Source organism: Bacillus sp. R86525, assembly GCF_042466195.1.
Lineage (GTDB): Bacteria > Bacillota > Bacilli > Bacillales > Bacillaceae_G > Bacillus_A > Bacillus_A nitratireducens.
The window spans coordinates 2,513,385-2,527,272 of the sequence record NZ_JAXHPX010000007.1 but is presented as its reverse complement, the minus strand read 5'-3'; the positions used below and the strand labels follow the sequence as shown (position 1 = coordinate 2,527,272).

Below are 13,888 nucleotides of genomic sequence, written 5' to 3'. Positions count from 1 at the left end.
TCAAAATCACTACATACGGAATGAATATTCATTCCTTTAATTGTACAGATATATCATCTCCTGTAATCGTTTTTATATTTATTTAGGAATGAATGTTCATTCCTGTCCTTATAAAGCTATAGAATCAAATGATTCTAATAGCATTCCAAGAGCTTTCTTCCAATTCTTTTACTAATTCTTTTGAGTATTCTAATTGCCCTGTTGCCATTACTTTAGTTAATTTTTCTAACGGTTGATATACAATAATAATTAAAGCAACTGGAGGCAATGGACGGAGAAAACCTTTTGCGATTCCATCTTCTATAATATTCATAAAGAAGCCTATAAAATCGTCAAATATTTTGTTACTCTGTTCATCAAGAAAATAACTATCACAGTGAGAATTTGTAAAAAGAAAAGCATCCACATTGTTTCTCGCAAATTCAAATAAACGGTTATAAATATGACTAAACTGTTCACGAATATTTGCTTCAACAGGAAAATCAGTTTTTAGTATTTCAGATAATTGCAACATGCTTTTTGAAAATAGTGAGTTAACGAGTGCCTCTTTATTTTCAAAATAGCGATAAATAGTACCAGCGCCGACATTTGCTTTTTCAGCGATCATCGGAATTGTCGTACCATCGTAACCACGCTCTGCGAAAAGTTTTATAGCAGCATCAAAAATATCCTCTTGCTTATTTTTAGCCATTTTTCTCACCTCAATTTTCAGGAATGAAAATTCATTCCGTTTTTAATTATAAATTACATGGATTAAAAGTCAAGTGTGTAAATAAGCTATTGAAACATTATCAAATAACACACTCAATTAAGATATTAATACATTTTTTGCGTTATCCCTTCAAAAAATTTCTTTGTATCATCATGACTTAAAACCCTCCATACATCTTGTATCTTAAAAAATTGAACTTGACTTATTTCATTATCTTTTGGATGTAAATCTATTCTGTCACCTATATATTCTACATAAAACATAGTAGTTTCTTGCTCTTCATAGCCAATTTTCATTTTGAGTTCTTCAGGAAAGCCAAAGCAAATTTTATCTTCAAATTGTTTTATAACTTTAAACTTTGTAGATCCAGTTTCTTCTTCCAGCTCTCTCAAAATAGCACTCTCTAAATCATTATCTGTATGTTTCACTCCACCTTTAGGAAAATCCCATTCCCCCTTTGACATAGCATATTCTCCATCTATGTCGCTAATTTTCACCTTATGTACCAATAAAAATTCACTGTGTTGGAATACGATCGCACCTACAGCTTGCCTAATCATTCTATTTTTCCTCCTAAAATAATGATTTCACTCTATTAATAGAAAAGTACTATAATATAAAGGTTATCATTATAGTACTTTGTTACTCATACATAGCACATGACATTAATTAAAAGAAATCATAAATAAATGCTTCACGCATCGGTACTACATTCTCAAATGTTCGTATCTCCTCTTCACTTCCGCTAATTAATTCTAGCTCATTTAGTTCTAATGGGCGCTTGTAACCAAACATTATTGTAGATAGCGCATTGATATCCAGGCTAATTCCTTTATTCAATGTCCCACCTTTTATAATTGTTACTTCATGATTTACAAGTTTCACAGTTACGTTATTCCACGGTGCAAATGAATCTGTAATATGTAAAATTACTTCTTTCTCTTCGTTGTTCCAGTTCCATTCATATTGTTTGAAAAACTGTTCTACATCTACAATTCTTCCCATGAAATATGGAGTTACTTCTGCTTTTACTCGTGGTTCTTGTAATGTGTAAAGAAGTGGTTCTGTCTCACTTAGTATCATTTCTAGTTCTTTAATCATAGAATCATGTTGGCAAATGAAATTCCAAAGGCCATTTCTCGCTTCATTATGTAATGGGACAAATTCTTTTACTGTCATTTTAGAATTCTCTATTTTGTATAAAATGTAACCAGCCGCCGTTTTATTTTCATCATAGTAAACCGCCAATGTTAAATCATGATACACCGCTTGTAGCCACCATTTACGTCCGCGAACTAACATACCAGAAAATCGTTCTGCAAATGTTTCATATAGATTCTCTACTTCTTCTGGATGATTATCTTTACTAAAACGTTTCACTGTACCATTCACTTGTTTTTTAATTATTAAATCGCTCTTTGTCATCTGACATACGATTCGATTCGCACAAAGTTCCCAGCCGTATTTACGATAAAATGAAACGGCAAATGGATGTAACATCGATACACTATATCCATCTCTTTTCATAGTTTGCAGTGAATGCTGAAGTAACTCTTTTACATATCCACTTCTTCTATATTCCGGATACGTCGCTACCCCCGCAACGCCGCCCATTTTAAACTTTTCTTTTCCTATGTAAATATGAAAAGGAATTAAGTGCAACTTTGCAGCTAACTCTTCTCCTTCCATAATACCGTATATTTGATGGCTTTCCTTCATTCTTGCAATTTTCTGCTCTATCCATTCTTCATTTGCTTTATATTGAAAAGCATATTCTGATAAACGTAATGCTTCTCTAAACTTATCTTCTTTTAATTGTATAACGTTCATATATTTCTCCTCCATTCCTAGTTTGAATTATATCATAATTCAAACTATTATAGTTCGGTAAGTGAAATTACGAGGATGTTTCAACAAAAGATATCGATTTAGAAACAATCTAGCATAAAGGCTCTTTTCAACTGCTTTCTATTGGCGGCATAACATATTAAACGCCTTGCGTTCTCTTCGGTTTGCGAAGCTAAGAGGTACCATTGAAAGTGATGAAACTTAAGACAACGGCAACATTAGGGGCATAAAAAAAACCAGTTGATTGAGAGAAACTGGTTCAATAAAGGTTTTATATTGGATATTCATTCAACCAAATTAATGCTTGTTCATACTCATCGAAAAATTTTACGGATTCTTTCGTATTGGATTGTTGTAAATAATTCATTATCTCCCCTTCTTCAAGGAGAAACGCAATTGCCTTACTGTGATTCAAAATGGTTTCATTGAAGAACTTATCTTTCCATGCTTTTTGAACAGAAAAATGATCTGGCGTGTATCCTTTTCTGTCCACCAACAATTTGTATTTCCGACCCTCGGAAATGAATTGCTGACAAACCTGCTCGAAGCCATTAAACCATTCATAAACATCAGCTGTATTAATCTTGCCAATTAGATGGGTAACAATTAAATCCCCTGAAACTGTTGTGCTGATATTCTGTTTACTCAACTTGGAGTCATCTCCCTTAGTTACAATTATGCGTAAAAATCTCATAAAATCAATAAGGATAAAATTCTTATGCAATAAAGCAACATTATTTACGAAAAAAGCCAACATAAAAAAAGCAGATACATTGCATATCTGCTTCTCATCACTTTATTTAGCTAACGTTTGCAGTTCTTCAAAAAATGTAGGATACGATACACCTACTGCTTCTGCATCTTCAATCGTTGTTTCTCCTTCAGCAATACAGCCGGCGATCGCAAGCATCATGCCTATGCGATGATCTCCGTGACTATGTACTGCACTACCTTTTAAAGTTGATTTGCCGTAAATAATCATTCCGTCATCAGTTGCTTCAATGCGGGCTCCGAGTTTCGTTAATTCAGCAACGACTGTATCAATACGGTTCGTTTCTTTTACTTTTAACTCGTGTGCATCTTTAATAACTGTAATGCCTTCTGCTTGTGTTGCTGCTAAAGCGATAACTGGAATTTCATCGATTAATCTTGGGATTATATCTCCGCCAATTTCGATTCCTTTTAGTGAAGATTTTTCGATTGTAATGTTTGCAGCTGGTTCAGATGCCCCTTCGTTAATTGACTCTACCGTAAATGTAGCACCCATTCTCTCTAAGACATCTATAATACCTGTACGCGTTGGGTTCATTCCTACATTTTGTAATACTAGTTTACTATTTGGGATAATTGCACCTGCTACTAAGAAAAATGCCGCTGATGATACGTCACCTGGCACATGAACATCTGTTGCTGTTAACTTCTGTCCACCCGCTAGTTTTACAGTTTTCCCCACGCGAGTTACCTTTACACCGAACGCTTCAAGCATTCTTTCCGTATGGTCGCGGGAAATATGTGGTTCTGTAACAGTTGTTACACCTTCTGCACGAAGACCTGCAAGTAAAATAGCTGACTTTACTTGTGCGCTTGCTACAGGTGAAGTATACTCAATCGCTTTTAAATCTCCGCCACGTATTGTGAGCGGCGTAAATGTTCCTTCTTCTCGGCCATCAATATTTGCACCCATTTGCTTTAATGGATTTGTTACACGTTTCATCGGTCTTTTTGCGATGGACGCATCACCTTGTACGCAAGAGAAAAATGGTGTGTTAGCCAAAATCCCTGACATTAATCGGATCGTTGTACCAGAATTACCAACATCTAATACAGCTTTTGGCTCTTGCAAACCTTCTAATCCTTTTCCAATTACCGTAACTTCTTCTCCATTTTGCGTTATCTCTACTCCCATTTCTTTAAAACAAGAAATAGTACTTAAACAATCCGCACCAGGAAGAAATCCTTTAATTGTTGTTTTTCCCTCTGCAATTGCGCCAAACATGACAGCACGGTGCGAAATGGATTTATCACCAGGGATTGTAATTGCGCCATTCAATCCGTTAGTTACTGTTTGTATTGTAGTTTCTTTCACGTTATCACCCTCTTTTTAATTTGTTTCATACGTTTGGTATTCTTCTTTTCCTAGCGCCAGCTTTGCCTTCATGCGATCTTCTTCTCTTTGGAAGCTAATTCTAAGTACCCCGAGCAATCCTTCGCGTGCTTCTAAAATTTGCAAGTTTGTAATGCTAATTTCCTCTTCTGCTAAAATACTCGTAATATGAGCTAAAGCTCCTACTTTATCTAAAACATCGACGTATAAGTCATGATAGGCAGGAATTGCACCTCTCTTTCGTACTGGTAAAGAATCACGGTATTCTTTTGCGTCAGCAAAATAATTTTGTATTTCACCTGCATCTCCTTTAGAAACAGTCTTATATAACTCTTCCATTTCTGAGATCCATTCTTCTAATAGTTCCAATAAATGCCCACGATTTTGTTTTACAATATCACTCCACATTTTCGGACTACTTGATGCAATGCGTGTAATGTCTTTAAAACCACCAGCAGCTAATTGATGAATGAGCGGATTGTCTCCTGCATGTTTCTCAACTTGTTTTACTAATCCTGCTGCGATAAGATGCGGAAAATGACTAACAATTCCTGTTACATAATCGTGTTCTTCTGTATTTAAGACGAGAAAATGTGAGCCTGTTCCTTTTAACCAACCTTTTAACTCTTCCACTTGTTCATTTGGCACGTGGTTCATCGGTGTTAAAATGTAAAATGCATTTTCAAATAAATGTGCTTTTGCACTTTCAACTCCAGTTTTATGAGAACCTGCCATTGGATGTCCACCAATAAAAGAAACTTCCTTTGAAAATAAAGCTTCCGCTTCGTTCATAATCGTTCCTTTTGTACTACCAACATCGGTCACTATAACATCTTCTCGTAAACGAAATGACGCTAATTTGTGTAATAACTTCTTCGTTTCTTCAACTGGAGAAGCAAAAACAATTAAATGTGCCTCTTCACATGCACGCTGTAAATCTACTGCTACTTCATCTACTACATGTAATTCTTTCGCACGCTCTACTTGCTCTTGAAATATGTCATAACCTGTTATCGTTACATCGTGCTCTTTCTTAATTGCTAACGCGAGAGAACCTCCTATTAAACCTGTTCCAATTAATACTACCTTTTTACACATTTGCCTCATCTCGAGACTTACTTTTCTTATTTTCAAAGTGTTGTTTTAACACTGAAATCACTCCTTCATTTTGCTCCCTTGTGCCGACTGTAATACGGACACCATTCGGGAACGGACGAATAATAAATCCTGCGTGTGCACAAGCTTCATAAATCTCTCCACCATTATCTACTGGTAAGAAGATGAAGTTTGTTTGCGACGGATAAAATGGAATTTCGTTTTCCTTACAAAAACTTTCGTATTGTTGTATTCCCTCTTTATTAACATGTACAATTTCTTCAATAAACGCTTCATCATTAAATGCAATCGTCGCTGCTTTTTGCGCTAATGAAGATACGTTAAATGGCAAACGTACGACATTTAATTTCTCGATTAACTCTTCCTGTCCAATCGCATAGCCAACACGGAAAGAAGCTAATCCGTACGCTTTAGAAAACGTTCTAAGTACAAGAATGTTGTTATGTTTTTCTAGAAGCGGTAATGTCTCAGGGAAGTCTTTTGCTGTTACGTATTCATAGTACGCTTCATCAATGACAATTAACGTATTTTCACTAATGCTTTCAATGAATTGAGTCAATTTTTGCTCATTCACATATGTGCCTGTCGGGTTGTTCGGATTACAAATCCAAACGATTTTTGTATTGTTATCAACTGCTGACGAAATTTCGTCTAAGTCGTATACACCGTTATTTAAAGCAACTTCTTTCACTTCACAGCCTTCAATAATTGCATGATGACGGTACTGCGGGAATGTTGCGCCAGCCGTTACAATGTTATCTCCAGCTCTAAGCACGGCGCGACTTATTATTTGAATAACTTCATCTAAACCGCTACCGCAAAGTATTTGTTCCATTTGAATATTTAATTTCTCTGCGATTGTTTGACGGAGCGTTGTAGCACCTCCGTCAGGATATAAAGCATGTTCCAACCACGATTTTTGCAATTCTTCTAAAACCCGTGGGGAGCAGCCGAATGGATTTTCATTCGATGCTAATTTCACAAATGAATGATCTCCGTACACTTCTTTCATTTGCTCTGGTGATTTTCCTGGTTTGTACGGTTGTAATGATGATAGTTGATCTTTTACTTGCATGCTAAGCCCACCTTTTATTAAAATTCTTTTGCATATTTATTATGTTGTGTAATGTTTTGCTTTAGTAATTCCATGCGATCTTTTCCGAATTGCTCGACTAGTGCATCTGCAAGTTCCCATGCAACGACAGCTTCAGCCACAACACCTGCTGCTGGTACTGCACAGCTATCAGATCTCTCAATACTCGCTTGGAACGCTTCTTTCGTATCAATATCAACGCTTGCTAACGGTTTATATAATGTAGGAATTGGCTTCATTACGCCTCTTACGACAATTGGCATTCCCGTTGTCATACCGCCTTCTAAACCACCGGCATTGTTCGTTTTTCTCGTGTATCCTTTTTCTTCATCCCATAAAATTTCATCGTGCACTTTACTTCCCGGCTGTCTTGCCGCTTCAAAACCAATTCCGATCTCAGCACCTTTAAACGCATTCACGCTCATAATAGCACCGGCCAGTTTTGCATCTAATTTGCGGTCGTAATGAACGTAGCTACCAACTCCAATTGGCATTCCTTCTGCAATGACTTCGACAATACCGCCTATAGAATCTCCGCTACTTTTCGCATCATCAATCGCATTCATCATTTCTTGTTCTACTTCTTTATCTAAACATCGAACTGGTGAATTTTCAGTTATCGTTTGAATTTCTTCAATTGGTAAGTTTGAAATACGCTTCGCTTGTACCCCACCAATTTCAAGAACATGCCCTGCAATTTCCACGCCTAATTCTTTCAAAATTTGTTTCGCAACTGCACCAGCAGCTACACGAACTGTCGTTTCTCTTGCAGATGAGCGCTCTAATACGTTTCTTATATCACGATGGCCATATTTAATTGCTCCGTTTAAATCCGCATGTCCTGGACGTGGTTTTGTAATTGTACGTTTCATTTCTTTACTTTCTTGCTCCGAAATCGGGTCTGCACCCATTACTTTCGTCCAATGTTTGAAATCATCATTTTTTACGATTAACGTAATCGGTGAGCCAAGTGTCATCCCGTGACGAACACCACTTACAATTTCAACAGTATCAGTTTCAATTTGCATGCGTCTTCCGCGTCCATGCCCTTTTTGTCTTCTTAATAATTCTTTATTAATATGTTCCGCTGTTAATGTTAAACCTGCTGGTACACCTTCTAAAATAACTGTTAACTGCGGCCCATGTGATTCTCCAGCTGTAATGTATCTCATTTCTCTTGCCCCTTTACTATTTTTTTGTACAAAAAAGTCCCTACTGAGCGCTCAGTAGGGACGATGTTTATCGCGGTACCACCCTAGTTGTAGACTTATTTCGTCTACCTCTCTTCTTCTTTAACGATCGTTTGACCGTCTTTCTCTCCAAAAGTTGGCGGGAAAGATGCTCCAAGGCTGTAATTCATGCTTACCTTTGTACTGATTCACACCGGCCATCAGCTCTCTTTAACAGTGAGATAAGCACTACTATTTCCTCTTCAGCGCATATATGATATGGAATTAAGATAATTTATTTTTGAAACCTTTTAACTCATCCATGAATCTATGGAATTCTGGAATATCCATTTGTTGTGCAGAGTCTGATAATGCAACTGCTGGGTCTGGATGAACTTCAGCCATTACTGCATCCGCACCAATTGCTAGTGCTGCTTTCGCTGTTGGTAATAGTAAATCTCTACGTCCAGTTGAATGTGTTACGTCAACGATAACTGGTAAATGTGTTTCTTTCTTTAAAATCGGAACTGCTGAAATATCTAATGTGTTACGTGTCGCTCTTTCGTATGTGCGGATACCGCGCTCACAAAGAATAATTTGGTCATTACCTTGCGCAATAATGTATTCCGCTGCATTAATGAACTCATCAATTGTTGCTGCTAACCCACGTTTTAGTAATACTGGCTTGTTAACTTTACCTACAGCTCGTAGTAAATCGAAGTTCTGCATGTTACGTGCTCCAACTTGAATTACATCAACGTAGTCTAGCGCCATTTCAACATCGTTCGGATTTAAAATTTCACTAATAATCGCTAAGTCGAACTCATCTGCTACTTGGCGTAAAATTTGTAATCCTTCTACTCCTAAACCTTGGAAATCGTATGGAGATGTTCTCGGTTTGAAAGCACCACCGCGCATTAATTTTAGCCCTTGATCTTTCATCGCTTGCCCTACTTGGCGAACTTGCTCTAAGCTTTCTACTGCACAAGGTCCCATAATGAACGTTTGTGTTCCGTTTCCAATCAATTCGCCTTTCACATTAACGATTGTATTTTCTTTTTTCTTTTTACGTGATACTAGTAACGCTTTACGGTTATCATCTTCTTGTAATTCTAAGCTTGCTTTGAAAATCGTTTTGAAAATATGCTGAACTGTTGATGTTTCGAATGGTCCTTCGTTATGCTCTGCGATCATATCAAGCACTTCACGCTCACGTACTGGGTCAAAACGTTTCGTACCTTGTACTTGTTTTTGTTCCCCGATTTTTTGAACGATTTCACCGCGTTTGTTTAATAGGTGTAGTAGTTGTAAGTTAATTTCATCTACCTGTTTACGTAATTGATCTAATTCATGATTTGCCATTTGGAAATCCTCCTCTAATGTTTTAAAAGTATAGTAAGAGAATGAAAAATTCTCTATTTTCAGAACTGGTTAATTATACAAATTTAAAGTGGAATCGATACCTCTTCTTATTTTAAACTAATAATTACCATAAAGACACTAACTACTAGTTAATACGCCACTTTTTTGTACAAAAAAGCCCTACTGATTCAATCAGTAGGGACGATATTTATCGCGGTACCACCCTAGTTGTAGACTTATTTCGTCTACCTCTCTTCATTGTTAACGATCAATGTGACCGTCTTTCCCTTCATAAAGATACATATCTTTACTACGAAAAAGATGCTCCAGGACTGTAATTCGCTCTTGTTTTTGTACTGGTTCGCACCAACCACCAGCTCTCTGTTACAGGGAAACAACAACTACTGCTTTTCCTTTCAACGCATGTTTATTATATTTTCAAGTTGGACCGTCAAAATACAAAAAGTCCCTACTGAATAAATCAGTAGGGACGATATTTATCGCGGTACCACCCTAGTTGTAGACTAACTTTCCGTCTACCTCTCTTCACTGTTAACGATCATTTGACCGCTCTTTCTTCATAAAGACAATTGTATCTTTACTACGAAAAAGATGCTCCAAGACTGTAATTCATGATTATCCCTGTACTGGTTCACACCAACCACCAGCTCTCTGTTACAGTAAGACTAACCACTACTGTGATCTCTTCATTGCACTTTGTTTATTCAAATGTTTTTGAAATTGAATAAGTATGATTCGTATTATAGAACGCTTTTTAAAACACTGTCAACAACTTTTTATTTATTTTTTAAAAATTCCACTTTCACCCTAGAATTCTTCTTGCAAATTCTCCATTACTATTCCGATACGAATCATCTCATTTTCAATTAATTTTAATACGTGTTTTTCTACTCCATACTCAATTAATTGTTCTTTTATTTGTATGATTTCCTTCTCAAGTAAATCAGCTTCTTGACGTGTTTGAAGTAAAATAAAAAAGACATTTGCATAAAGCCCTTTATATTCTTTCATGCTATTCTTCTTTTCAAGCATCTCAGTAAATAACTGTTTCATTTCCTCTTGATTGCATTGCCCTTCTACACCTAGAAATTTACTTGATATAATACAAAGTCCTTTTTCTAAAATCTCATCCATACATAATACAATACGTAAAAGCATCATATATTCTCTCGTAGTTATTACACCCATTTTCGGACGTTCTCTTAAAAATACACTTAGCCATGCTGTCCAAAATTTTTGTTGTTCTTTTGTACTTAACGTTTTTACGTAGTAGCATACATACTGCATAAATTTAATTTTATTATTTTCGTTTACTTGCATTAAGAGTGGGTATAACCAATCTGTTTTTTGCTCCCAATACAGTACACATTTAATAAATACAAAGCTAAGCCATTTTAAAAATGCTTCTCTCGTATACGGATGCAGCACCTCTAAATGTTCTACCGCATATTTAATATATCTCTTTATTTCTGTAAATAGAGGTAAATTAATTTGCGTATAACATAATCCCGCCCACGCATATTTGGTCAGCTCGTTTTCTTTCTTTAAATCTAAGTAAGGTAATAAATATTTTCGACACCATTGCTTCTCAATATGGTATAAAAACGTAATATCTGCTGTTAAACGAGCTAACATAAAGTTCGTTCTTTCCGAAGTAACCCTTACCTGTTCCTCAAATAAAAATAAATATTCATATACATTGCGATCATATAAGTGATCGTATGCTAACAGTTTTAGCAATACAGCTGTCATCTTTCCAACAGGATGCTGTATAGACTCATTGTAAAACTCTTGTTTTCCAATTTTAAAATCTGTTTCCCCTCTCATAACATGTGGAAATACTGAAAAAGCAAAGCGCTTTACAACCCGTATACTGTTTTCTTCTAGCTCTTCTAATCGATTGCTAATTTCATATAGAAAACTACTAATTAGCCAATGAAAAGTAGTATTTCGAGAAAACTTCTGCAATAACGGAATAATCCTTTGAATTTGCTCACTCGTTAAATTCCTATTATTTCGCCATTCTCTAATACAAACAAACCAAACTTCATTACTAATTTCATGTACGCCTACTAGTTGATAAGCAAACGAAATACTCCACTCTACATTCAATTTACATGCTTTTGATAACATCTCTAAAAAATGACGTTGCTCAAAAACACCATCTTGAGAAAACTGCAGAACTTGCTTCATTATTTCCTCGTCTTTCAGCTGTAGTAATCCATCAGCTGTTACATTACAAGTAATGCTTTGTTCAATAGATTCTTTCTTCGGAACACTGTATCGATCAGAAGAAAAATGAGGGTGCTTCTGTTTCATTAATTCATATCCTTCTATCGTGCATCGACTATTCGCATCGCATGCAAATAATGAATCTAATACGAGACAAGCATCAAACGCCCTCTCTTCTGCAAGATGTTCTAATACAGTTTGAATCATTTCTTCTTTTGTTTCTTCTAAAGCATCTGCATAATAATTCTTTAACAGTTGAAACACTTCATGTTTATATGTGAAATCTAGCAGAAGGCCTTCATGTAGTAACCATTTCAATTTGACATCCGCAGTAACGAACACATTTTTATTCATCGCTTCAATCGCGATTCGCTTCTGAAGTATACTATCTGTTTCTATCATTTCTGTAATATAATAATCCGCTTTTTTCTCGTTGTTTTCACATAAATATGTAAGACACTCTTTTACAATTTGAATTAAAAATGCGAGGTCATTTTGATAAAACTCTCTCTCTACATTATCCTTATTTCTTTTTTTCAGTGCTGTTTGTCTTAATGACAACAGGCGCATCTTTTCTAATCCCATCACCATAATTGGAACAGCGTAATAAGTAATATGCGGTCTCATCTTATCGTTCCAAATTAGCTCCACATGAGAAAATTTAGACACCGGTAAACGACTCGATTCCTCTAGTTCAATTGATTCTTGCGTATCATTTCCCCATTTTCTTACACGCTTCAATTTAAGTTTTCCATCTAAAATAAACGTTAGTAACAATAAAGCAATTTCTTTATGCTCTGGGAAAGAACATTTTTGCAGTAAGTATGAAATCATTTCAATAGAGCTACTATCTTTTTCTGCCGTTTCTAATATAAGCAATGTCCATTTTGCAAACAACAAAGGATCCATCGTTTCTTTCGTTTCGTTCAAGTAAGTGCAAATTATTCGCCACAATAACGGGGATATTTTAGAATGATTTTTAAAAATCAATTGAAATAGTTCTTTTTGATGAGTAAAAAGGAATTGCTCCACTAACCATTCTGCAAGTAATTCATCTACTTCATCGTAATTTGCTGTAAGCTGAAATAAATTTCTTAGTTTGCCCTCTGCTTCCAGCCATTCCACCCACTCGTAATCACGAGCAAATTCAACAAAGTACCGAACTGTTTCGATTTTTTTTATTGATTGTTTTATATAGGATAATTGCTCCTGTTCTACTGATGGAGGAACGGTTACAATATCACGAATACGCATTCTTTTCGTAATATAATTATCACCCATTAATTCCGCCCATCGTTTCACCGCTTTCACAAGTGACTGGTGATTATTAGCTTTATTCGGATACACAATCGGTCTTATCCCTAAATGTTCCCAGTGGTATGTATTGTCACCTTGTGCGACGAAAGCATACCGCCTTGTACTCGGCGGTAAACCTGTTGCTAAATATTTCATTACTGGGTCATTATGACTATAACCAACGAATAAAACGGTGTAATTTGAAAATAAATCAACTAAAAATCGTCTCGCCCAACCTTCTGTTAAGTAAGCCCTTCCAAAATCACCATCTGTTAAAATTAAAGCTTCTTTCTCCTGTTCTATATTTCCATGTATGTAAGCCAATCCTTTAAACGCTCTCCCTGTCGGTAAAGCTGGCGCATAATAAATATTCAGCTCTCTTTTCATTTCAGCAATTACAGACGTAAAATGTTGATCAAAGTTTGTCGTTACAATACGAACATCCGTATCTACTGGGAACAACCTTGGAATAGCATAGTGTAATGGGTTTGGTTTTGATTTATCTATATTAACGAGATCTCTTGCAACTTGATGCACATCTTTCGTTTTCGCAATTTTACCAAGATAATAATCGTGGGGTTCTGTCATCTCACGCTTTTCGACATATAAAGCTTTCGAAATTTCATCAACTAAATCATCGAAATTCGGTAAGTTTGATTTCCCCTTCATAGAAACTCCTGCTCCAACGAATAATACTAACTTCCCTTGTTCAAGGTGATCGATTAACTCATCTGGAATTTCTACTTCTGAAGTTATCCACATCCCGGATTCCCCCTTACCTAAAAATGTCATACGCTCTCATTTTACTATAACATTTTTCTTCTGTTTTTTTAATATTTAGACAAAAATTCAAACATGAAAAAGTTTTACCTAAATAAATCAGTTCCAATGTATGAACTCCTGAATTTATTGTAAAACTATGTATAAATCGGAGG

Annotated in this window: 10 protein-coding genes and 3 other annotated features; all 10 genes read right to left on the bottom strand. The window is 35.8% G+C overall.

Going from position 1 to position 13,888, the window contains the following annotated elements:
• Window positions 1–124: 124 nt before the first annotated feature.
• The 10 genes from SJY24_RS15500 to SJY24_RS15455 all read right to left on the bottom strand — a co-directional run bounded on the left by SJY24_RS15500 (window position 125) and on the right by SJY24_RS15455 (window position 13,745).
• Complete coding sequence (locus SJY24_RS15500) at window positions 125–691, bottom strand: TetR/AcrR family transcriptional regulator (RefSeq protein WP_001107286.1); 567 nt, start codon at window positions 689–691, stop codon at window positions 125–127.
• A 125-nt stretch (window positions 692–816) separates the two neighbouring features.
• Window positions 817–1,272, bottom strand: a complete 456-nt coding sequence (locus tag SJY24_RS15495) for an NUDIX domain-containing protein (RefSeq protein ID WP_377865313.1) — start codon at window positions 1,270–1,272, stop codon at window positions 817–819.
• A 109-nt stretch (window positions 1,273–1,381) separates the two neighbouring features.
• Window positions 1,382–2,542 (bottom strand): GNAT family N-acetyltransferase, encoded by a 1,161-nt coding sequence (locus SJY24_RS15490; RefSeq protein ID WP_377865312.1) that lies wholly within the window; start codon window positions 2,540–2,542, stop codon window positions 1,382–1,384.
• Window positions 2,543–2,831: 289 nt separating this feature from the next.
• Window positions 2,832–3,317 (bottom strand): SpoIIAA family protein, encoded by a 486-nt coding sequence (locus SJY24_RS15485; protein ID WP_377865311.1) that lies wholly within the window; start codon window positions 3,315–3,317, stop codon window positions 2,832–2,834.
• A gap of 39 nt (window positions 3,318–3,356) precedes the next feature.
• Window positions 3,357–4,646 carry a 3-phosphoshikimate 1-carboxyvinyltransferase gene (gene aroA, locus SJY24_RS15480; RefSeq protein WP_377865310.1) on the bottom strand — a complete coding sequence of 430 codons (1,290 nt, stop codon included), beginning with the start codon at window positions 4,644–4,646 and terminating at the stop codon, window positions 3,357–3,359.
• Window positions 4,647–4,661: 15 nt separating this feature from the next.
• On the bottom strand, window positions 4,662–5,762 hold the full coding sequence (gene tyrA / locus SJY24_RS15475; protein ID WP_377865309.1) for a prephenate dehydrogenase: 1,101 nt from the start codon (window positions 5,760–5,762) through the stop codon (window positions 4,662–4,664).
• Window positions 5,755–6,855 carry a histidinol-phosphate transaminase gene (gene hisC, locus SJY24_RS15470; protein ID WP_377865308.1) on the bottom strand — a complete coding sequence of 367 codons (1,101 nt, stop codon included), beginning with the start codon at window positions 6,853–6,855 and terminating at the stop codon, window positions 5,755–5,757. Before hisC ends, tyrA begins: the two co-directional genes overlap by 8 nt.
• Before the next feature lie 17 nt (window positions 6,856–6,872).
• Window positions 6,873–8,045 carry a chorismate synthase gene (gene aroC, locus SJY24_RS15465; protein WP_377865307.1) on the bottom strand — a complete coding sequence of 391 codons (1,173 nt, stop codon included), beginning with the start codon at window positions 8,043–8,045 and terminating at the stop codon, window positions 6,873–6,875.
• Window positions 8,046–8,098: 53 nt separating this feature from the next.
• Window positions 8,099–8,318 (bottom strand) — a binding site (T-box leader).
• Between the two features lie 9 nt (window positions 8,319–8,327).
• A complete protein-coding gene (locus SJY24_RS15460; RefSeq protein ID WP_001273571.1) occupies window positions 8,328–9,404 on the bottom strand; it encodes a bifunctional 3-deoxy-7-phosphoheptulonate synthase/chorismate mutase in 1,077 nt (358 codons plus the stop codon).
• Window positions 9,405–9,598: 194 nt separating this feature from the next.
• Window positions 9,599–9,833: a binding site (T-box leader), on the bottom strand.
• 54 nt (window positions 9,834–9,887) lie between these two features.
• Window positions 9,888–10,124 (bottom strand) — a binding site (T-box leader).
• A gap of 108 nt (window positions 10,125–10,232) precedes the next feature.
• Entirely contained in the window at window positions 10,233–13,745 is a 3,513-nt protein-coding gene (locus SJY24_RS15455; RefSeq protein WP_377865305.1) for a DUF4020 domain-containing protein, read from the bottom strand.
• Window positions 13,746–13,888 lie beyond the last annotated feature (143 nt).

Excerpts from the sequence above, each read along its gene's own strand:
- SJY24_RS15500 (WP_001107286.1), bottom strand. The coding sequence starts at position 691 with ATGGCTAAAAATAAGCAAGAGGATATTTTTGATGCTGCTATAAAACTT.
- SJY24_RS15495 (WP_377865313.1), bottom strand. The coding sequence starts at position 1,272 with ATGATTAGGCAAGCTGTAGGTGCGATCGTATTCCAACACAGTGAATTT.
- SJY24_RS15490 (WP_377865312.1), bottom strand. The coding sequence starts at position 2,542 with ATGAACGTTATACAATTAAAAGAAGATAAGTTTAGAGAAGCATTACGT.
- SJY24_RS15485 (WP_377865311.1), bottom strand. The coding sequence starts at position 3,317 with ATGTTGGCTTTTTTCGTAAATAATGTTGCTTTATTGCATAAGAATTTT.
- tyrA (WP_377865309.1), bottom strand. The coding sequence starts at position 5,762 with ATGTGTAAAAAGGTAGTATTAATTGGAACAGGTTTAATAGGAGGTTCT.
- hisC (WP_377865308.1), bottom strand. The coding sequence starts at position 6,855 with ATGCAAGTAAAAGATCAACTATCATCATTACAACCGTACAAACCAGGA.
- aroC (WP_377865307.1), bottom strand. The coding sequence starts at position 8,045 with ATGAGATACATTACAGCTGGAGAATCACATGGGCCGCAGTTAACAGTT.
- SJY24_RS15460 (WP_001273571.1), bottom strand. The coding sequence starts at position 9,404 with ATGGCAAATCATGAATTAGATCAATTACGTAAACAGGTAGATGAAATT.
- SJY24_RS15455 (WP_377865305.1), bottom strand. The coding sequence starts at position 13,745 with ATGACATTTTTAGGTAAGGGGGAATCCGGGATGTGGATAACTTCAGAA.